Genomic DNA, 21633 nt, shown 5'->3' with positions numbered 1-21633 from the left:
AACTGCCTTTTTTAACTGCCTTATTAAATCACCTTCCGCATTCACCGGTTCCAGAACTCCGGGGTAAAGAGCACGATCACTGTATAGACTTCAAGCCGACCTATCCACATGTTTGCGATAAGGATCAGTTTACCGAGCGGCGGGATCGTGTTAAAGGTGCCCATGGGCCCGACCACATTGAAACCGGGGCCGATGTTGCCAAGCGTTGCGATGGAGGCCGTAATCGAAGTTATGAGGTCCATGCCGAGCACCGAGAGAATAACGGTACTTGAAAGGTAGACCAGCAGATAGATCACCACAAAGGAGATGATGGAGTTCACGACCTCATCGGGCACGCTTTTGCCATTGAACTTGATGGTCTTGATGGCTCTCGGGTGCGTGACCTTGAAAAGTTCCCTCCGGCCGTGCTTGAGGAGGAGAAGGATGCGGACCACCTTGATCCCTCCACCCGTAGAACCGGCACAGCCCCCGATGAACATGACCATCAGGAGGATCATTTTTGCGGAATCGGACCAGTAGTTAAAGTCCACTGTGGCATATCCGGTCGTGGTTATGATCGAGACCACCTGGAAGATGGCGTACCGGAAGGACGTTAAGAGGTCTGTGCCCATGTCCCTCCAGAGCAGGATGGTAAGGAGGCCCGAGGCCGCAAGCACGGTCGCGGTGTAGAAACGGAACTCGTCATCCTTGAAGAGGAATTTCTTGTTGACATAGATGGCCCGATAGTGCAGAGCGAAGTTCGCCCCTGCCACGAACATGAAAAAGGTGATAATGGCCTCCACGAGGGGGCTTTCAAAAGCCGCGACACTCATGCCGTAAGGAGAAAAACCACCGCAGGCCATGGTGGTAAAGGTATGGGTTATTGCGTCATAGAAGGAGAGCCCCGCAAGAAGGAGAGCAATGACTTCCACAATGGAAATCACAAGATAAACCATCCAGAGGATCTTTGCGGTTTCCCGGATCCTGGGTTTTAACTTATCTTCCGTGGGACCCGGAGCTTCGGCCCGAAACATCTGCCGGCCGGCGACCCCGAGTTTAGGCAGGATGGCAATGAAAAGAACGATAATTCCCATGCCTCCAAGCCACTGCATCATGCAGCGCCAGAAAAGTATGCTCCGGGAATGGCTCTCGATATCCACAAGGATGGTTGAACCGGTAGTAGTAAAGGCGGACATGGACTCAAAAAGGGCATTTAAGGGAGTAATCCCATCCAGTGCAAAGGGAATTGCCCCGAAGATCGCAACTGCAAGCCAGCCCAAACCCACAATGGCAAAACCCTCTTTTAGTAGCCATTCCCCTTTAGACTTATATGTAAGCAGAAGGAAACCTACGAGGGAGGTTATCAGAATCGCAATTAAAAATGGAGTAAGGCTCTCCCCGTAGTAATAGGCAACAGCCAGAGGGATGAGCATCAGCATCCCGAGAAGCCGGAGCAGGCCGCCAAGAACGTAAAGGACGATCTTAAAATTCATAATGATCCTCTGTTTTTAGAATTATTATAACACCAATCCTCAACCTTTATCTTTCGTAGCAGAAGCCCCCAGATTCTAAAATCAGAGATTTTAGAGAGGGGGAGTTGACCCTTCATTTAAAGAATTTCTCCACAAGCGAGACCGTAGAGGATAGCGCAAAGATGATTACCCGATTCCCTTCCCTGATTATGAAATCTCCTTTGGGGATCACGATATCGTCTTCCTGCACCACCATGGTGATAATTGCACCTTTAGGGAATTTTACCTTGCTGAGGGGCTTACCCACAATTTTCGATTTTGCGGATGCCGTGTACTCGATAATTTCCGCTTTTTCTCCCTCAATGCTGGTAATCGCTTCTATACCCCGGCCCATGGTAAGCTTGAGGACCTCGTTTACGGTTGCCTCCCTGGGACTTATCGCAATGTCGATTCCTACCATTTCAAAAAGGGGGACATAGTCCGAACGGTCAGCTCTGGCAATCACTTTTTTTGCACCCAGTTGCTTTGCCAGAAGGGAGCAGAGAAGGTTTTTTTCGTCGCTGTCCGTAACCGCGACCACGACATCCATGTCCTCGATGTTCTCCTCTTTAAGAAGGCTTACGTCCGTGCCGTCCCCGTTGAGGACGAGAGCGTTTTCGAGCATTTCTGCAACCTCAATGCAGCGACTTTTCCGGTACTCGATGATTTTAAGGTCCGATTTATCAGCTTTGTCAATCAATTTAGCAAGGAAAAAGCCCACTATCCCGCAGCCAATGAGCAGGATTCTGTTCCTGCGTGGCCCCTGCTGCCCGCCGAAAAAGCTGTTGAGGTCTTCCATTGCAGCGGGTTTTCCAATTATTACCATATGGTCATTGACCATAATGATATCATCCCCACGGGGGATGATGATTTCCTCGTTCCTGAAAATGGCACTCACAATACAGCAGTCCGAAAGCCGGAAGTCCTGCATCCTTTTACCCACAAGCTCGTTTTTAGGGCTGATTGCAAACTCCATCATCTGGACCTTGCCCCCGGCAAACATTTCCGCATCGATTGCCGAAGGGCTTGCGAGCACCTCGGCTACTTCAGATGCAAGCGCCAGTTCAGGGCAGATCATGAGGTCTACCCCCACCTGGGCTCTTGAAGTTACGGGTACGTCTATATAATCAGGATTGCTGACCCTTGCTATGGTTTTTGTTTCCTTTTCTCCGGGCATGGACTTTATAATAAGTTTGGCTGTCATGCAGGCAACGATATTTACCTCGTCAACACCCGTGACAGCAACCAGAAGATCAGCATCATAAAGAACATTGGCAAGAACATCGGCATTTGCACCGTTTCCCTCCAAAACCTGGACATCCAGCTCGTCTGCTCTTTTCAAAGCCTCTTCATCTTTTTCAATGACAATTACATCATGTGTCATAGAAAGAGCCTTTGCAATATGATAACCGACTTCACCTGCTCCTATTATTACCGCTTTCATAAAATTCCTTCAAAAGAGAACTGTTTGCTGGTAGATTAATCTGCAATATTTAAGTATTTTTGGAAACGCCCGGAGAATTGGAACGTTAACTACCCTTCTCTGCCTCCTTCGACTTCGAGAGAGGAGGCTTCCCACTTGCGGACATAAACGAATCTGAATAACATAAAGCTTATGCTATTATTTCCTCTTCCCTTAACCTTAAGTGAACTACTCCCACCTGTCAGCCTTCGGCTGTCGTGTTAAACCATAGGTTTAACAGGAGTTTCTAATTTTCAATTAGAAACATCGAGGAAGGGGCTTCCTGCTTCGTACCCCGGAGAAATCTCCACGAGTCCACAGGCTCTTCCCGCCGTTCCGGCGGTGTTCCTTTAATTAATTTGCAAGTGCAAACTTTTTGATGTTAATTGCAGCGTTAATATCCCTATCGTGGAACGTTTTGCATTCAGGACATTCCCATTCACGGATACTTAATGTTATATCAGGATTACGGAACCCGCAAACGTTACAGGTTTTTGTCGAAGGCTCAAACATTCCTATTTTTAAGAGGGTTTTCCCTACCCTCTCCGCCTTGTACTCTAACATTCTAACAAAAGAACCCCACGAAACACTACTTATCGCTTTTGCAAGTTTGTGGTTCTTTCGCATCCCTTCAATGTTCAGCGTCTCCACGGCTATGGCTGCTTGGCTTTCGCAGACTATTTTTGAAGACTGTTTTTGCTGAAAATCCGTTCTTTGGTTTGCGATTTTTTCGTGTTGTCTTGCAAGTTTTCTTACTGCTTTTCTTCGGTTATTGGAACCTTTAACTTTCCTGCTTACTCTTCTTTGAAGTACCTTTAGGCGTTTTTCTGAGTTTTGCAAGTGTTTGGGGTTCTCTATCTTTTCCCCATTTGACAGGATTGCAAAGTCCTTGAGTCCCAGGTCAATTCCAATAGTTGTATCCTCTGAATATTCAACCTTTTCCGGTGCTGCTGTTCCGTCTTCCGTTAGGATACTTACGTGGTATTTTCCCGAAGATTTTTTTGAAACAGTTGCAGTTTTGAAAAAGTCCTTATTCAGATCTTTTTCGATTATCCTGTCCCCGTTTAAGTCCGTGTAGGTAATGCAATTTTCCATTATCTCAGGCGTTAAAAAATCCCTGTGTAACTTGATTTTTATCCACCCGATTTTAGGCAAATATATTTTGGATGTAGTCAGATTAATCTTGTAACTTTGAGGCACCTGAAAAGATTGATCTAGATCGTTTTTTGACTTGAATTGTGGATATCCTCTGCCATGCTCAAACATATTCTCAAATGCAGTGAAAAGGTCCTTATTTGCACTCTGGAGGGATTGAGAATTAATATCCCCCATCCAATCAAAAATAGTATGTTTGGCCACTGTCAAGTATTTTTGAAGTTGCTTTTTTGTGGGACTTGCCCTAAACTTCTTATACATTTCTGTCTTAATATTGAGAAAATGATTATACACAAAACGGTAAGCTCCGAAGTGTTGAGCAAGTGCTATTTCCTGTTCTTTTGTTGGATATAGCCGGAAAAGATTTCCCTGTTTCATGCAATCGTCTATATATCTTTAATATTATACAAAAATAATTATAAACATTTGAACTTATTTAAACCGGGCCCCGTAGCCCCTACGCATTCACCTCCCACCTGCCAGTCCCTCCAAAGTCGGAACTGTCGAGGAAGGAGACCTCTGCTGTTTCAGTTAGAAATGTATGGGACATATAATGATTTTTAAAAAATTAGCAGTTAAAAAAACGCACATGAAATTCTTCGAATTACATGCACAAAAAATGAAAATACACATGATACTTTCATACTAAATAGGCACCCGATAAGAAATTCTCAAAACTGTATAATCCAAAAATCTGGAAAAACGAGGAAGGAAGGATTCAACCCTCCAGGACGTCCTTCACTTTATCAAAAAACCCTTTTTTGGATTTCTCACCTTTTGCACCTTCACCCTCGGTTTTCGGGTGCTCTTCTTTTTTTTTCTTTTTACCTTCGTTTAGTCCCTCAAACTGTTCGAGCAGCTCTTTCTGTTCCTTCGTCAGTTTTGAGGGAGTCTTGAGAATAACCCTTACAAGGTGATCCCCTTTGCCATGTCCATGCAGGTGCTGGATTCCTTTTTCCCTTAGCCGGAATACGGAATGGGTCTGGGTCCCTGCCGGAACGTTCATCTTCATCTTCCCGTGAAGGGTTTCCACCAGGACATCGGCTCCGAGTGCAGCCTGTGGGAAACTTATCGGAAGTTCGGATATGACATCATAGTCCACCCTCCTGAAATGCCTGTGCTCCATTACCCGGAGCAGGACATAAAGGTCTCCGGCCGGGGCTCCGGGTTCGCCTGCTTCGCCTTCTCCGGTGAGCCTGAGAGTCATACCCGAATCTGCTCCTGCCGGGACGCTGACACTGATCATCCGGGTATTCCGAACCCTTCCAGACCCTCCGCAAACAGGGCAGGGGAATTCGATGATCTGACCTCTGCCATGACAGCTCGAACATGGAATGGTGCTTACGAACTGCATACCGAAGGTCGTCTTTGTGGTCCTGACCTGACCCATGCCTCCGCAGGTCGGACAGCTTTTCGGTTTCGTGCCTTCCTTGGCCCCGCTTCCTTTACAGGAGCTACAGTTTTCAGTCCTCGGAATATTGAGATCCTTACGGACCCCGAAAGCCGCCTCTTCAAAGGTGATATGGAGCTCATACTGAAGGTCAGACCCTCGCCTGGGTCCTCGATAACCCCTGTGGCCTCCGCCTCCGCCTCCGCCTCCAAAGAACATCTCAAAGATATCCCCGAAACCTCCGAAATCCGCATTTCGGAAGATGTCTTCGGCCGAGTACTGGCCGTCAATTCCGGCATGTCCGAAGCGGTCGTACTGGGCCCTCTTATCAGAATCGGAAAGAACAGCGTAGGCCTCGGAAATCTCCTTGAACTTTTCCTCTGCCCCCGGTTCATCGCTCCTGTCAGGATGGTATTTCAGAGCAAGTTTCCGGTATTTTTTCTTGATCTCGTCGGCCGAAGTGTCCTTTGAGACCCCGAGAATTTCATAGTAATCGCGTTTGGTTGCCATCAGGATTACCCTGTTAGTTTAAAAAAGATAGTGGGTGCCGGAAAGGCCCCACAATTAACATATTTTAAATTAGATGAACCGGAATTACCGGTTCAGGCTTTCTTTTCGTCATCGACGACTTCATAATCCGCATCAACGACCGTCTCTTCCGGACCCTTTGCGTCTGTTGCACCTTCCCCTGCTGCTTCCTGGGCTGCGGCTGCTTCTTCCTGGGCTTTCTGGTACATAACGGTAGTGACCTCGTAGACGGCGTTCTGGAGAGCTTCGGTTTTGGACTTGATTTCCTCGAGGTCCTCACCTTCAAGGACTTTATTCAGGTCCTCGATTGCGGCGTTAATTTTGGATTTCTGCTCTTCCGTTGCGATTTCCTCAGCTTCCTTGAGGGTCCTTTCCGCGGCATTGACGAGGCTTTCGGCGTTGTTCCGGGTCTCGACCTCTTCCTTGCGCTTCTTGTCCTCTTCAGCGTGGAGTTCGGCGTCTTTGATCATGTTCTCGATTTCTTCGTCCGAAAGTCCGCCAGGCTTCTTGATGGAGATGGACTGTTCCTTGCCGGTTCCGAGGTCCTTGGCGTTTACGTGCAGAATCCCGTTTGCGTCAATGTCAAAGGTGACCTCGATCTGCGGGATGCCTCTTGGAGCAGGGGGTATACCGTCCAGGATGAAGCGCCCGAGAGTCTTGTTTTCGGAAGCGATTCCGCGCTCGCCCTGAAGTACATGGATTTCCACGGAAGGCTGGCTGTCTGCGGCTGTGGAGAAAATCTGGCTCTTCTTGGTTGGGATGGTGGTGTTCCTCTCGATAAGCGAGGTGGAAATTCCGCCAAGGGTCTCGATTCCAAGGGTCAGGGGGCTCACGTCGAGCAGAAGGACGTCTTTTACATCTCCTCCGAGCACTCCGGCCTGGATGGCTGCCCCGACGGCAACGGCCTCATCAGGGTTGATATTCTTGTAAGGTTTCTTCCCGATGAAGCTCTCCACAAGATCCACGACTGCGGGCATCCTTGTGGACCCGCCGATAAGGATTACCTTTTCGATGTCTTTGGGGCTGAGTTTGGAGTCACTGAGAGCCTGGCGCATGGAAACCAGAGTCTTGTCGAGGAGGTCTTCGGTAATCTTCTGGAACTGAGCCCTTGTAAGATCAACATCCATGTGTTTTGGGTCCCCGTCAGGGCCAACGGTCAGGAAGGGCAGGTTGACGTTTGTGCTGGCGACCCCGGAAAGCTCGATCTTGGCTTTCTCGGCTGCGTCTTTAAGGCGCTGGAGCACGGCCTTGTCCTTGGAGAGGTCAAGCCCTTCAGCCTTCTTAAACTCGTTAAGCAGGTATTCTATAATACGCTGGTCGAAGTCGTCCCCACCAAGGCGAGTGTCTCCGCTTGTGGATAGGACTTCAAAGACCCCTCCACCGAGTTCGAGGATGGATACATCAAAGGTTCCTCCACCCAGATCGTAGATAAGGATCTTATGGTCTTCTTCTCCCTTTTCAAGCCCATAGGCAAGGGATGCGGCCGTGGGTTCGTTGATGATCCTTAAGACTTCAAGGCCCGCAATCTGTCCTGCGTCTTTTGTGGCCTGCCGCTGGGCATCGTTAAAGTAGGCCGGGACTGTGATAACTGCCTGTTGAATACTTTCCCCGAGGTAAGCTTCGGCGTCGGCCCTGAGCTTCTGGAGAATCATTGCGGAAACTTCCTGCGGACTGTATTCTTTACCGTGCAGGGTTACCTTGTAGTTTGCGTCCCCCATGTGCCTTTTGATGGAGTAAACGGTATTGTCGGGATTTGAGATGGTCTGCCTCTTTGCGACCTGTCCGACAAGCCGTTCTCCTTTTTTGGAATAGCCCACAATTGAAGGAGTAGTCCTGCTGCCCTCAGCATTCGGGATTACAACGGCCTCTCCGCCTTCCATAACTGCCACACAGGAATTAGTTGTTCCGAGATCAATGCCCAGTATTTTTGCCATATTTTTTCCTCACAGTAAATTAAATTTAGGTTCTGAATTTAAAGATTAGTGGAGTATAAAGTAAAAGGAATACAGTAATGTACATTATCAACTGTTATTCTTCAGTGTCGTTCTTCTCAGCATTTTCGCTGCCCAAACTTTCGTTTCTGGCAACAGCGACCATTGCGGGCCTTATGACCTTTGAGTTAAGGCTATAACCCGGCTTGTAGACCTCAAAGACCGTATGGTCCGGAAGCTCCTGCGTTTCCACGTACTGCACGGCTTCATGAAGGTGGGGATCAAATTCACTGGTCTTTCCACATTCGATTTTTTCCAGGCCGTGTTTTTCAAGGATTGAATTGAACTGTTTGGAGAGCTGCTCAACCCCATTTACTATGGAATCCATATCTCCGGTTTTCTTCGAGGACTTAAGAGCCCGCTCAAAGTTATCGGAAACTTCAAGCATCTCGACCAGAATCCCTTCAAGCACAAACTTGCGGGAATCTTCCATCTGACGAACGGACCGCTTTCTATAATTATCAAAATCCGCGGCCAGGCGGACAAGCCTCTCTTTAAGCTTTTCATTATCTTCTCTGCAGGCCTCTTCGGAACCAGGTTCAGAGCTTTCCGGCCCCTGCCCGGATTCTGCCTCACAGGAAGCTTCGTCTTCCTTTTTTTTAGAGTTTTCCATTTGTGTCATCCCCAGGTAAATATTTCTACGGTTACGCTCGTCCTTGGCTGTGATTGTTTGTAATTCTATAAATAGTTTTCGCATCCATTCACTTATCTGAAAAAGACACTAAAAGAGAATTGTAAGTAGAAAAGAAGGGATTTTGGAAAACAGAAAAAATGCAAAAAATCCTGCCCGAAAATCAAGATAAAAAATTAGTAAACAAAATCATGAAGCTTGTATGAGAGCAGTTTGAGCATTACCACACTAATAATCATGGACGCCGCAATTGCGGAAGTGATCTGTTCGAGACCTATCTCGGAAATTCCTCCTTTGAGAGCAAACTGGAAGCCCCCTACAAGGGAAACAAAAACAAAAGAAAACCCGAACCCTGCAACGACTCCGCCAAGAAGGGAAACTACAGGACCAACTCCGTGCTTTTCATAAAACACAAGGCCTGTAATGAAGACCACCGCGAAAATCAGGAATATGGCAGACCCAGGGAAAGGGCCCGATTTTGTGTAAAAAAATCCATAGAGCCCCAGTCCCATATCGACCAGAAACACGGCCATAAGGACCGAGGTCAGAAGGGTCCGAACAAAAGGGTTCTCAAATACAGAGTATGAATCGGGATTTTTGCTGCTTATGTTACCAGGCACCTTTAAGTTATTATAAGATAATCCGATGAGGGGAAATACACACCCAACGTCCAGGTATGGAAAGTATCTGACCTTTAAGGCTTTAGCCCTCAGTGTTCTCTAAAATGAAGCTCTGCAATACATAATCTATATTTATTAGAAATTTAGCCATCTTCGCCTGTCATTTCCGACAGGGCCGGAAATATCGAGAGAGAAGCCTTCCTGCCCATATAACAAAAAGCTGCAATCGTAGAAAAGAAGAATCATGCGTGAGCGGGTTGGGGAGTATGAATTGGGGGTGTTGGGGGGTTGGGGTTATCTTGTAAAAAGAGAGTCCCGCTCACAAGTAACAGTAATGCTGAACTAATATAAGTATATTACGTATTGAACCGGGATTTTACGGGTTAAACCCAAAAGATATATATATCTAAATGGGAAAATCAATGGACAAAATATAATAATCAACTGAAACCATACTTTTTTTATCAGTAGCTGAATAGTTACATTTTAAATAATAATTTTTGAAAGAATGGCCAGTTTATTTTTCCAGTGGTCAACTCCTCGCTTTGCCGCATACCAGTCAAAAAGGTCTCCCTCGTCCACTATCTCTCCGGCCTCGAATTTTTTTCTGAATTCGTTCGAGTTCATGTCATACTTTTCTTCAAACTCATCACAGATCATCGCATACCTGTTTACTTTATATTTTGCGATATGCTTTTCATGGTTAATGGCGGCCTGGACGACCTCGGTCACTTCAGGCTCCGGTAAATCGGTCTCTATCTCAATGGTGATTTTCATAACTATCCCCAAATATGATTAATTCGTCATTTTATTTAAAGTGATAAGTCTTCTCTGGACCTGCAAAACCCTGGTCTAAGAATTCGGAACTTATACTCATTCAGTTTTAAAATTCGGAATTTTGAAGTTTTTTGTCAAGAATCACTATCAATAGTCCTTTCAACCACGGAACACACGGAATACACGGAAACCGGCCTGATGGCCGGTGAGTATGCTGGGACTTTAAATACCCGAGTTCCGCTTCCCGAGTTCCGCTTCGGGAGCACGGGGTCCGTTTCGCTCCGCTCAAGCGGACTGAAAAACACCAGAGCAAACATAATATTCGTCCACACGCATTCTTTTTCCGTGAATTTCCGTGAATTTCTGTGGTTTGAATGCACACACCAAACGCTTTCACCAACAAAAACACAATTCGGAATTTTTGTATCAAAATGCAAGACAACACCCCAACATAATTATGAAAACCAAACCTGTGTGAGTATAGTACGTAATAGCACCCAATAGATATAATTAGTATCCATATTACATTATATAATATCCACTATAAATGCAAAAGAAGTGCTCAATCTGCTAAAGGTATCAAGAAATACATTAAGCATCAGAAATATTTGATGAAATAATTTCAATGCTTCATTATTATTCTGTGAAACATTATAGCAAAAGAAAAGAAAAAAGGTTAGAAATCGAGGTCGAGCCAAATTGATAATTAAACGTGTTGAGCAAATCCAGTTTCATTCCAGGGAAATAGGGGATTTGTGCCATAAGTCCAAAAACCTGTACAATTTCTCTGATTATATTATCAGACAGGAGTTCTTCAATAACGGAAAATGGATCAGGTACAATAAACTTTATGGGCTTGTGAAGTCCTCTGAGCCTTACAAAGAACTTCCTGCTAAATCTGCTCAACAGACTCTAAAAGTACTTGACCGTAACTGGAAATCTTTTTTCGAAGCTTTAAAATCTTACAAAAAGAATCCTGAACTTTTCACAGGCAAACCGAACCCTCCAAAGTATCTGGAAAAAAACGGGGAATACCTGTTAATTTTTACAAATCAACAGGTCAGGATCAAAGACGGGGTGCTCAAGTTTCCCAAAGTAGTTCCATTATCCATCCAGACAAGACTTCCTGATGATACTAATTTGAGAGAAGTCAGGATCATTCCAAAACACGCAGGATACACCTGTGAAATTGTTTTTGAAAAGGAAATCGAAGACCCCATACCTCTCAATTCCGGTCGAGTCCTGGGAATTGATCTTGGAGTTGTCAACCTCGTAACCATTGGAAACAATTTTGGAGAAAATCCAATTATTGTTAAGGGCGGGGTTGCCAAGTCAGTAAACCAGTTTTACAACAAGCAGAAAGCAAAGCTCCAGAGCACTTATGAGAAGCATGGAATCAAAACAGGAAAGAGTGTAGAAGTACTTACCCATAAACGAAACTCAAGGATTAAAGACGTACTCCACAAACTGAGCAGGGCAATAATCAACTATTCTCTGGAAATGAACGTGGAGAAAATCATTATCGGAAGCAACCCTTTCTGGAAACAGAAAGTCAACATGGGTAAGAAAAATAACCAGAATTTTGCTCAGATACCTCACAGTACCCTTATTTCAATGGTCGAATACAAGGCCGAAGAGGTTGGAATTTCGGTTGAACGGATCGAAGAATCCTATACAAGCAAATGCTCTTTCCTTGATAATGAGCTAATGGAACACCATGAAGAATATCTCGGAAAACGGGTCAAAAGAGGGCTTTTCCGAAGTGCCACGGGAGTTCTTCTTAACGCTGATGTCAATGCAGCATATAATATGATTAGAAAAGCAATCCCTAATGCCTTTGCAGAGGGGATAGAGGGTGTTGTGCTTCACCCTGTTAGTGTTAATCCACTATACAAAGAACAGTTTATATCACAAATTCATAATAGTTTGTGATACTAATTAGGACTTTTCATAGCATATCTAAGTATTGTGAACGCTTTTTTTCAAAATGAATATATGCATATATGTGCATATTTCCATATAGGTATGTTAGAAAAAAAAGTCAAATTTTTTAAAGCACTTGGAGACGAGACCAGGCTCACCATCGTTTCCTACCTGCTAGAGCATAGTTACTGTGCCTGTCAACTACCCCACGCTGAAGCAGTGGGGCTTGTATAAGCCCTGGTTGACCAGCCTAAGTCTTAATTGACTACGTTGAAAATGTCAGTGCGACAAGAAAGCTATAATATGAATTGCGGTAACGCTATCCCTTCCATTTGGGATAATCCTACTATGACATGCGTTGATGGTAACGTCAAGGTGTGAAGCTCATATGACAATATGGAGAAGTTTAGAAATCTAATCTAAACCATCTGTTAGGATAAGAATTCTAAGAAGAACGTAATGTGAACCATTGTAAGAATCGTGACCAACAACAAGCGAAATTAGATTGATACGCTTGAACCAAAATGGTAATGAAATCAGACCAATAAGGCTTGACATACTTATTGGGAAATGGACATATGATTTTCGGTTTAAAGATGGCTTCTAAGGTATTCACAATTATTCATTTTATAGAACTTGGTAAGCCCTATATGTTCCCCTCGGGGTAGGAATCCTGCAAAGGATGACAATGACATAGAGGGTAAAGGAAAGGAGTAGAAAGCGAATGACAATTTGTAATGAACTGTATAGGGGTTCAAAATTTGCCCTAATCCAAAAGGATGCAGACTTACTCCGTGGTATCAAAACGTAAGAATGAAGGTATGACCTATGAATGTAAGTCATTCAAATACGCTGATCGAGAAATCAATCCGCGAGAAGCTTACAAACAAAACACATGTTAATAGGCTGCAAGTCATGACTTACGAAAGCAGTTATTAACCAAATAACTGCTGCCCAATATAAAGGGTTATGAGATACTTGAGCTGTATGAGGTGAAAGTCTCACGTACAGTTCTTAGGGGAGAAAGCGGGAGCAATCCCGCCGACTTACCCGACTGATACCTGCAAATGCTTCCTCAGTTTGCAGCTCTATCGTGTAGTATTAAAAGTCCTGGGAGGTAGGGACGGTGTACTACGCATGACAAGCATTTCCAACATTGGCGAGGGGAGACAGTTCCAAAAACTGCGTTACCTGCTACGGAAATTCGTTTCCAGAGCAGAGAGGAGAAATCCAAATATGGTATTCGTACTAAACAAGAACAAAGAGCCTTTAAGTCCCTGCCACGAAGCAGTTGCAAGAAAACTGCTTAAAGCGGGAAAAGCGCTTATTCACAAAAAATATCCCTTTACAATCCGACTCAAAGAGCTGAAAGAGTCTAAGGACAATTCAGAATTTAGGCTCAAAATAGATTACGGAAGCCGTCATACTGGCCTTGCTATCCTGAATGGTTCAACGGTAGTCTGGACGGCCCAACTGCATCACAGGACAGGAATTAAAACGAAACTTGATGACAGAAGAGCAATGAGGAGAAACCGAAGAAACCGCAAAACCAGATACAGAAAACCGAGGTTCATGAACCGGAAAAGAAGGGAAGGCTGGCTGCCTCCATCCCTGCAAAGCCGTGTAGATAACATAGGAAATTGGGCCGATAGGCTCAGAAAACTCTGCCCACTGACACATATTTCCTATGAAAACTGTAAGTTTGATACTCAACTCATGCAAAACCCTGGGATAAGTGGAATTGAGTATCAGCAGGGAGAGCTGCAAGGTTATGAGGTCCGGGAATACCTGCTTGAAAAATTTGGTAGAAAATGTGTGTACTGCGGAGCTGAAAACGTTCCTTTGCAAATTGAGCATATTATTCCTAAAAGTAGAGACGGCTCAAGCAGGATTTCGAACCTAACTTTAGCTTGCAGAGAATGCAACCAGAAGAAAGGAAGTAAAACAGCAGAAGAATTTGGACATCCTGAAGTGCATAACCTGGTCAAAAAGCCACTTAAAGATGTTGCAATCGTAACTGCTACCAGATGGAAGGTTTTTGAAGTGTTGAATAAAACGGGCCTTCCTGTAGAATGCGGTACAGGTGCAAGAACGAAAATGAACCGGATCAGGGCCGGAATGCCAAAAGATCATCATATTGATGCTGTTTTTGTAGGAAAATCCACACCGGAAACAATCAGGTTTGCAACAAACAGCGTACTGCACATCAGAGCAAAGGGAAGAGGACAGTACAAAAGAACAAATCTCGATAAGTACGGCTTTCCACGGTCATATCTGCCCCGGCAAAAAACCTTTTTCGGATTTCAAACTGGCGATACAATCAAAGCTGTTGTAACTGGAGGGAAGTACAAAGAGATCTGGTTTGGCTCCGTTGCTTGTAGGAAATCAGGCAGTTTTGACATTAAAAACAAGGAAGGAAAAAGAATTGCACAAGGAATTAATAAAAAATACTTCAAAGTGGTACAGAGAGGAGATGGCTACGAATATTCGGCAGAGGAGTACGGCATTCCTCCCGGCGCTAAAGCAACCGAGCTTCCTGCCTGTTGATCCGTGAGAGCCCGGAGACTTGTCAAATTTGCAGAAATAAGGACAACGGTTAAAAAAAAGGAGATGAATAAATGGATTCGGATGAAAAAAAGAAAATTATCAAGATGAAATATGGGGAAATTGCGAGTTCTGATACTTCCTGTACTTGCGGCTGCTGTGACAGTAATATGAATTCTGAGGAAATCCTGAAATCGATCGGCTATTCCACGTCCGAAATCCAGACGGCCCCCGATGCAGGCCTGGGGCTCGGCTGCGGAAACCCAACGGCTTTAGGGGAATTAAAGCCGGGTGAAGTGGTCCTTGACCTGGGTTCCGGGCCCGGATTTGACTGTTTCCTTGCCGCAAAAAAAGTGGGGCCCCCCGGGAAAGTTATCGGCGTGGACATGACCGGAGAGATGATAGAAAAGGCAAGGGAAAACGCCCTCAAGTACGGGTACGATAACGTGGAGTTCCGCCCGGGAAACATCGAAGCCCTGCCCGTTGAGGACGAATCTGTGGATGTGATTATCAGCAACTGTGTAATTAACCTTGCTCCGAATAAAGAAAAGGTCTTCCGGGAAGCATACAGGGTCCTCAAAGCAGGGGGCAGGATGTACATTTCGGATATGGTGCTGCTGGCAGAACTTCCTGAAGAGCTGCTAGAGGATGAGGACTTGCTGGCAGGCTGTGTGGCCGGAGCTGTCCTGAAAGAAGATTATATAGGACTAATGGAAAAAGCAGGCCTGAATGTGGAAATACTGAATGAGGATAAAGAAATCAGTGACAGGCAGTATGGAGGCCTTCCGATCGAAAGCCTGAAGTTAAAGGCCTGGAAATAAGAGAGAAAATCGTCCTCATCGTCCCTCTTAAATTTTTTTACAAACAGTCCGTATTTCAGCCAGACAATCAAGGTTAGCTTTTCCAGAACCGACTTTCTCGGAACCAACTTAACAATAAATATTATTCCGAAACGGTGATTCAATAATTATATCCCCGCCTAGATTTAATGATTATTGGATTATTCTTTTTGGATTTCCGGGAATTTCCGGGCCGGTCATTGCAGACTTTTAATGCTTTTTCGCATGGGGAAAGTGGGGAAGGAACCACTTTAAAAGGTGATGTGACTGATATCCATCCAGAGCGTAAAGACCTGTTTTGCAGTTGCTTCCTTATTTTTGATGCTGAGCGCAGGCCCGGCCAGCGCTGGAAGGATTAGTGTGGGAACCAACGATAACATGGACTATTCCTCGATTCAGGCAGGCTTGGACGCTGCAAAGCCCGGAGATACGGTCTATGTTTACAGCGGGTTTTACAGGGAAAACGTGGACCTTGATAAAGAAATCACCGTGCGTTCCATAAGCGGAAGGCCCGAACTTCATATTGTTAAGGCAAAAGACTCCGGGGACCACGTCTTTCACGTCCACTCAAACAACGTGACGATAAGCGGTTTTTCCATAAAAGGGGCCAATGCCCCCGATAAAGCCGGCATATACCTTGAAAACACCCGGGGAGTTATGATAAGCAATAACAACCTCTCGGATAACCGGCTGGGGATCTGTCTTGAGGACTCGACTGGCAATATGCTGAACCTTAACAAAGCTTCCGGAAATATGGTAGGGATTCTCCTGAAAACTTCAGAGGGCAACCTGGTTATGAATAACAAATTAGACGTAAACAACCTTGAAGGCATCCTCCTTCAGGCTTCGGACCTGAACCGCCTGAACGGAAACATCCTGCGCCTCAACCTAGAACATGGCCTCCTCCTCTCAAACAGTAGCGGAAACCTGATATTTGACAACTTTTTTTACAATGCCGCAAACGTGGGCTACAGCGGCACAAACCTTGAAAACACCTGGAACATCAGCAAACACCGGGGCATAAGCATTGCAGGCGGCCCCTATACGGGAGGCAACTACTGGACAGCCCCTGATGAAGCCCTCTTTGTCATTGAAGATCTTAACGGAGACGGTATTTGTGATGCATCCTACGACCTCGGAGAATGCAACATCGACCACATGCCCCTTATCCGTACCGGAGGGATTGAACAACCCTCTCATATTATTGCAATTTCCCTCTTTGCGTCTGCCCTTATAGGCCTGGCTCTTGCCGTATATATAACAAAGAAGATACTGAGGTGGTAAGGGGATTGCCGGCTGAGGGAAAATGCTTTCAGTCCGGAAAGTAGGAAAAGGGGAGGTCCCCCTCCACCGGTCGGGTCTTGAAGAGGGCAGGCTGATAAACATGTGCCATTTTTCCCTGACCCCGGTTAACTCAAATCTCATATCAGAAACTCTCTTCTACACCCTTTTTTATAGAAAGCAGCGTAAAACTCCCGAGTCTTTAGCTCAGGGGATATAAGCGTCCACTTTTCAATATAAGGTTTAATACCATAACGTTAATATATTAATAATATACGTTGATATTATTCACTTTTGCGATCGCACAAATTGAATATTTGTGGGATTTCCAGTGTAACTGGAAAATAACCAAGCAAAAGTACACTTTAAATTAGTTAACACCGCCGGAACGGCGGGAAGGGCCTGTGGACTCGTGGAGGTTGCTCTAGGGTATGAAGCAGGAAGCTGGTCAGTCTTTAGCCGAGCGGTAGTTCACAACATGCTGCCGGAATGATTTAAGATAAATAATAATTTAAATATAAATTTTTTAAATTGAGTAGCCGGACCCGTGATGCAATATGTACCTCACCTATGCCCGAGCCCTGTACAGCAAAGCCCTTGCTTTTCTAAACCTGAAGAAATATGCCGAAGCCCGGGTCATTTTTGAAAAAGCTCTGGAATCTTTTGATACGGCTCTCCTGATAAACCCGGAGAATGCCGGGGCCTGGTACTATAAAGGAAATTCGCTGAGCTACCTTAACCGGCCTGAAGAGGCTCTGGAAGCCTTTGACAGGGCCCTTTCCCTTGACCCGGGTTACTCCGAGGCCTGGTACTGCAAGGGGCTTGCGCTCGGCTACCTTAACCGGCCTAAAGAAGCCCTCCGGGCCCTTGAAAAGGTGCTTGAGGAAAACGACAGGGATGCCGGGGCCTGGCACTACAGGGGGCTTGCCCTCCACAACCTTAAAAGGGATGGAGAAGCCCTTAAAGCATTATCTCGTTCCCTTGAAATCGATCCTGAAAATACAGGGGTCCTGTATTACAGAGGACTTGTCCTCAATTGCCTTAACCGGCCAGAAGAGGCCCTGGAAGCCTTTGAGCAGGCCCTGGAACTGGATCCGGCCCATGCTGGAGGCCTTAGAGGAAAAGCAAAGGTTCTGCACGCCCTTGGGAAGCCAGAAGAGGCCCTGAAAGCGTTTGATTCGGCCCTGGAACTGGACCCCGGCTTTGCGGGGGCCTGGGACGGCAAAGGCGAGGTGCTCGAAAGTCAGGGAAAGTCCGGAAAGGCCCTGGAAGCTTTCGAAAAAGCCCTGGAACTGGAAGATGATAACGCAGGTGTCTGGAACAATAAAGCAAAGACTCTCGTCACCCTTGAAAGGTATGGAGAAGCTTTCCTGGCCTTTGACAGGGCCCTTGACCTGAAAAAGGATTTTTCCGAAGCCCTTGCTAACAGAGGAAGCGCCCTTCTGATACTTGACCGGTATGAAGAAGCCCTGGAGACCTTTGATTCGGCCCTGCTCCTTGAACCGGAAAATGTCAGGACTCTGAGGGGAAAAGGAAACGCTCTTTTCGGACTCGGAAATTATGAAAAAGCTCTGGAAGCTTATGAAAAAGTCCTTTCTCTTGACCCCGGGAACAGGGGAGCCCTGTGCGGGAAAGGCAGCGTATTTTTCGAAATAAGAAAGCCTCAAGAGGCTCTGAAAGCTTTTGAAGCGGCTCTTCTCTTTGACCCTGCAAACCCTTATGCCTGGAGTGGGAAGGGTAACGCCCTCTGCGAACTGGGGAACTATGAGGAGGCCCTGGAAGCTTACGAGGAGTTGCTCGGGCTTGACAATGACAGCCTTTCCGCACGTTACAACAGAGGCGTTGCCATCGGCAGGCTCAGAAAAAGCCGTCCCGGATATGATGGGGGGGAAGAGGCCCTGCTCCAGATAGCTTTTTCCAAATATCTGGAATTTTCTAAAAAAATAAGGAAAGATGGAGCGGATTCCACAGGCCTGAAGTACAGGGGGCTTGCCCTGGCCGAACTCGATGAGTATAATGAAGCCCTGAAAGCCTTTGATCAAGCTTTACAGCTTGAACCGGGAGGGGCTTCTGAACTTAACAGAGGGCTTGTGCTTATCTACATGAAACGTTATGAAAAGGCCCTGGAAGCTCTCAAAAATGCTGAAGACCCCCTCCTTTCAGAAGCCGTCCTTACCGCCAGAGGCTTTGCCCTCACTTCCCTCGAAAGATATAATGAAGCTCTGGAAACTTTTGAACAGGCCCGGCTGAAGGGAGGAAATGGTGATTCTGACTGTCTGGGACAGGGCCTGGTCTTTTCCCGGCTCGGGGAGTGGAATAAAGCCCTCAATTCCTTTGAAAAAGTCCTGGACACGGAACCCGAAAACCCCTCTGCCCGTGTCCTGAAAGCCTTTACCCTTCTGAGGCTTGGGAACTATGAAAAAGCCGGGGCCACTCTGAAGGACCCAACAGTGATTCCTGTATATAAGGACATGTCCCGGCTCCTCCTGGGCTTTGCCGCAGACCGGCTGGAAAGACCTGCGGACGCTCTTCGAGAATACAGGAAAGCCGTGGCGATCAACCCGAAAAATGTCCATGCCCATAACGGGCTTGCGGACCTCAATTTCAGGCTTGGGGACAGCAGAGGAGCTCTGAAAGAGCTTGAGTCCTCGATTGCGACAGGGCAGGAAAACGAATTTTCCAGGTGCCTTAAAGCCAGGCTCGAACTTGAGGGACAGGACTACGGGGCTGCCGTGGAGTCCTTTGGAAAGGCCCTTTCCCTTAATCCCGGAAACCCGAAACTTCTGCTCTGGGAAGCCTATGCCAGCTACCTTAAGGTGGAAGTCAGTTTCAAATTCGGGAGCCCTCGTTACCGGCATATGCTCCTCGGAATAATCAAAAAACTGGAACATACGGCCTTTTCCGGGGGAAATTCCTTCCCATCCGGGGAATCCTGGGAGAAGTCTCTCCCTTTTGAAGGATCCCGGGGCCGAAGAGAAGCCGAGGGCCGTGAAATGTGGGCCTGTCTCCTTTATTTCACAGGTTTCTTTTACTACAGGGCAGGCTATTTCCGGAAGGCCGCAGAAAAGCTCGAAGCCTGCCTGCGGCTTGATGGGGTAAAAGAATGTGAAAGAAAGGCGGCTGGGACCACTCCCTCTCCTCTCCTTTCCCGGAAAAGGGCTGCGGCTCACCTGCTTGATAAACTAAGGAAAGGCCCTCTCAGGCCTTCGGGCCTGGAATGGTGGCTTGCGTCCCCTTCACATCACTGGCTTAAACGGGCTTTTTTTGGCATAGTCCTTGTTTTTGCTTCCGGTCTGCTGCTTTCTCACCCGGCATTTGAATTTCCGGGTGTGGGTTTCACTTTCCCGGACTGGGGACAGTTTGGTACTGAATATGTGATTTTCCTCGCATGTCTGTTTTTTATTCTGCTATTTCCAGCAATTCGGACAGGAAAAGAGCCTGAGGGACTCGAACTTGAAATGCACGAACCCCCTTCTTTTAAGTTCGATGTACCGGATGAAGTCCTGGACGAACTGGAAGAGGCAATTGAAGCGAGCCTGCTAACTCCCGAGCTTATGAAGGATAAAATAGGGGTACTGGAACGTTTTTTATGGGTTTCCAAATAGTCAACTACCCGCAAAATCTAATGATTTAACAAAAGATTTAACAAAAGATTTAACAGACTTCCTGCTAATTCTCCAAAGCAATTTCCACAGATCCACATGCCCTACCTGCCGCCCCGGCGGGGATTCATTTATTAGTTTTTTGCCAGGTTATTTTTCCAGTTTCAAGGAAAATTCCACAAATTTTCAATTCATCCATCCATGATGCCACACCATAACGATTCACATGAAATTATGGGTTTTTGAAAAACAATATTTGAATGTCATTTTTTATTTAAAAATGATTAGATCACCCACGATTTCTGTTTTTTGAAAAAAATAACTAAGTATTTATACGCCGGCAACCGATTTATTTACAAGGACATTTTTTTGGAGATGTATTGGCAATGGAAACGGACGTTATCGAAATATTCGTGTCCGAGCTTATTGAGCGAGTTGCATCGAAAGGAGATAATCTCGGTCCTGCTGTTAATTTTGCCCTGGATTATTCTAAAAGAAATTCAATATCCCCGAAAACACTTTTTGAGCTTACTTTGATCTGCGGAAAAGAAAAGATGTACAGGGAAAAATACGTTTTTGCCAGGGCCTGTGCTGAACTTTCTGAAGGAAAGATGAGTGAAGATTCCTGTTTGCTTGCGGGAGAAACTGCTTTCTTCCTCGGAGAAACGGAAGAGGCCGAGAAAAGTTACGAAAAAGTGCTGAACTCAAAGCCGGAAAATGTGGATGCTCTTTACAGGTTTGCCTCTGTTCTAACAGATTTCGGAGACCTGAAAAGAGCCAGGGTTTTTTATGAAAAGGCTCTTGAATTACACCCCTTTCATATAAACACCCTCTCAGGTTACGGAAAACTGCTACACCTGCTCAAAGAAACAGCTAAGGCTGAAGATGCCTATAGAAAAGCCCTGATTTTAAACCCCGCCCATGCAGAAACCCACTACAGGTACGGGATTTTACTCCGTGAGTCGGGGGACAAACTGAAGGCAGCCTACCATTATGAAAAATCCCTTCAATCGGACCCGCAGCAGGTGGCTGCTAATTACCACTATGCCCTCCTCCTTGAGGATATGGGAAAAGCCCTTCAGGCTAAAACCCGCTACAGAGAGGCCCTGAAAACCGATCCAGAAAACGTGAGGATTCATCAGAGCTATGCAAGACTGCTCTCTGGAGAAGGGAACCTGAAAGGGGCCAAACAGCACTTTAAACTGGCCCTTCACCTGAACCCGGAAGATGTGGATACCCTCTCAGGATATGCAAAACTGCTCGCAAGGTTAGGATACGGGTACGCAGCTGATGTACTATATAGAAAAGCTCTTCGAGTTGACCCCTGCCATGAGGAAGCCCTTTACAATTACAGGGAGTTACTTCTGGAAAATAGCTGAGCGGATTTTTTGCCAAAAAAG

General features: G+C 46.0%; 15 protein-coding genes. 7 read left to right on the top strand and 8 right to left on the bottom strand.

All coding sequences use genetic code 11. The features are described 5' to 3' along the window. Positions 1-41: 41 nt before the first annotated feature. The 8 genes from ACZ5QV_RS13265 to ACZ5QV_RS13230 all read right to left on the bottom strand — a co-directional run bounded on the left by ACZ5QV_RS13265 (position 42) and on the right by ACZ5QV_RS13230 (position 10044). Positions 42-1472, bottom strand: coding sequence for a TrkH family potassium uptake protein (locus tag ACZ5QV_RS13265; RefSeq protein WP_464600256.1), 1431 nt, complete (start codon positions 1470-1472; stop codon positions 42-44). 112 nt (positions 1473-1584) lie between these two features. Continuing rightward, on the bottom strand, positions 1585-2934 hold the full coding sequence (gene trkA, locus ACZ5QV_RS13260; protein ID WP_464600255.1) for a Trk system potassium transporter TrkA: 1350 nt from the start codon (positions 2932-2934) through the stop codon (positions 1585-1587). A 372-nt stretch (positions 2935-3306) separates the two neighbouring features. Next, the gene (locus ACZ5QV_RS13255; protein WP_464600254.1) at positions 3307-4485 is read right to left on the bottom strand and encodes an RNA-guided endonuclease TnpB family protein; all 1179 of its coding nucleotides are present in this window, start codon (positions 4483-4485) and stop codon (positions 3307-3309) included. Between the two features lie 340 nt (positions 4486-4825). Then, positions 4826-6007 (bottom strand): molecular chaperone DnaJ, encoded by a 1182-nt coding sequence (gene dnaJ / locus ACZ5QV_RS13250; RefSeq protein ID WP_464600253.1) that lies wholly within the window; start codon positions 6005-6007, stop codon positions 4826-4828. Positions 6008-6099: 92 nt separating this feature from the next. Beyond that, positions 6100-7959 carry a molecular chaperone DnaK gene (dnaK, locus tag ACZ5QV_RS13245; RefSeq protein WP_464600252.1) on the bottom strand — a complete coding sequence of 620 codons (1860 nt, stop codon included), beginning with the start codon at positions 7957-7959 and terminating at the stop codon, positions 6100-6102. Between the two features lie 94 nt (positions 7960-8053). Further along, entirely contained in the window at positions 8054-8629 is a 576-nt protein-coding gene (grpE, locus tag ACZ5QV_RS13240; RefSeq protein ID WP_464600251.1) for a nucleotide exchange factor GrpE, read from the bottom strand. 194 nt (positions 8630-8823) lie between these two features. Then, entirely contained in the window at positions 8824-9267 is a 444-nt protein-coding gene (locus ACZ5QV_RS13235) for a heat-shock protein (protein WP_464600250.1), read from the bottom strand. A gap of 486 nt (positions 9268-9753) precedes the next feature. Next, entirely contained in the window at positions 9754-10044 is a 291-nt protein-coding gene (locus tag ACZ5QV_RS13230) for a hypothetical protein (RefSeq protein ID WP_464600249.1), read from the bottom strand. Positions 10045-10743: 699 nt separating this feature from the next. Between ACZ5QV_RS13230 and ACZ5QV_RS13225 the strand changes: the two genes are divergently transcribed. The 7 genes from ACZ5QV_RS13225 to ACZ5QV_RS13195 all read left to right on the top strand — a co-directional run bounded on the left by ACZ5QV_RS13225 (position 10744) and on the right by ACZ5QV_RS13195 (position 21612). Further along, complete coding sequence (locus ACZ5QV_RS13225) at positions 10744-11976, top strand: RNA-guided endonuclease InsQ/TnpB family protein (RefSeq protein ID WP_464600248.1); 1233 nt, start codon at positions 10744-10746, stop codon at positions 11974-11976. Positions 11977-13104: 1128 nt separating this feature from the next. After that, the gene (gene iscB, locus ACZ5QV_RS13220) at positions 13105-14514 is read left to right on the top strand and encodes an RNA-guided endonuclease IscB (protein WP_464600247.1); all 1410 of its coding nucleotides are present in this window, start codon (positions 13105-13107) and stop codon (positions 14512-14514) included. A gap of 71 nt (positions 14515-14585) precedes the next feature. Further along, entirely contained in the window at positions 14586-15332 is a 747-nt protein-coding gene (gene arsM, locus ACZ5QV_RS13215; protein ID WP_464600246.1) for an arsenite methyltransferase, read from the top strand. A 378-nt stretch (positions 15333-15710) separates the two neighbouring features. Further along, on the top strand, positions 15711-16634 hold the full coding sequence (locus tag ACZ5QV_RS13210; RefSeq protein WP_464600245.1) for a NosD domain-containing protein: 924 nt from the start codon (positions 15711-15713) through the stop codon (positions 16632-16634). A 22-nt stretch (positions 16635-16656) separates the two neighbouring features. Further along, positions 16657-16851, top strand: coding sequence for a hypothetical protein (locus tag ACZ5QV_RS13205; protein WP_464600244.1), 195 nt, complete (start codon positions 16657-16659; stop codon positions 16849-16851). A gap of 337 nt (positions 16852-17188) precedes the next feature. Continuing rightward, complete coding sequence (locus tag ACZ5QV_RS13200) at positions 17189-20236, top strand: tetratricopeptide repeat protein (RefSeq protein WP_464600243.1); 3048 nt, start codon at positions 17189-17191, stop codon at positions 20234-20236. A 383-nt stretch (positions 20237-20619) separates the two neighbouring features. Then, entirely contained in the window at positions 20620-21612 is a 993-nt protein-coding gene (locus ACZ5QV_RS13195) for a tetratricopeptide repeat protein (RefSeq protein ID WP_464600242.1), read from the top strand. Positions 21613-21633 lie beyond the last annotated feature (21 nt).

This window comes from Methanosarcina baltica (genome assembly GCF_055394095.1).
This window is presented reverse-complemented; position numbering and strand designations above follow the sequence as displayed.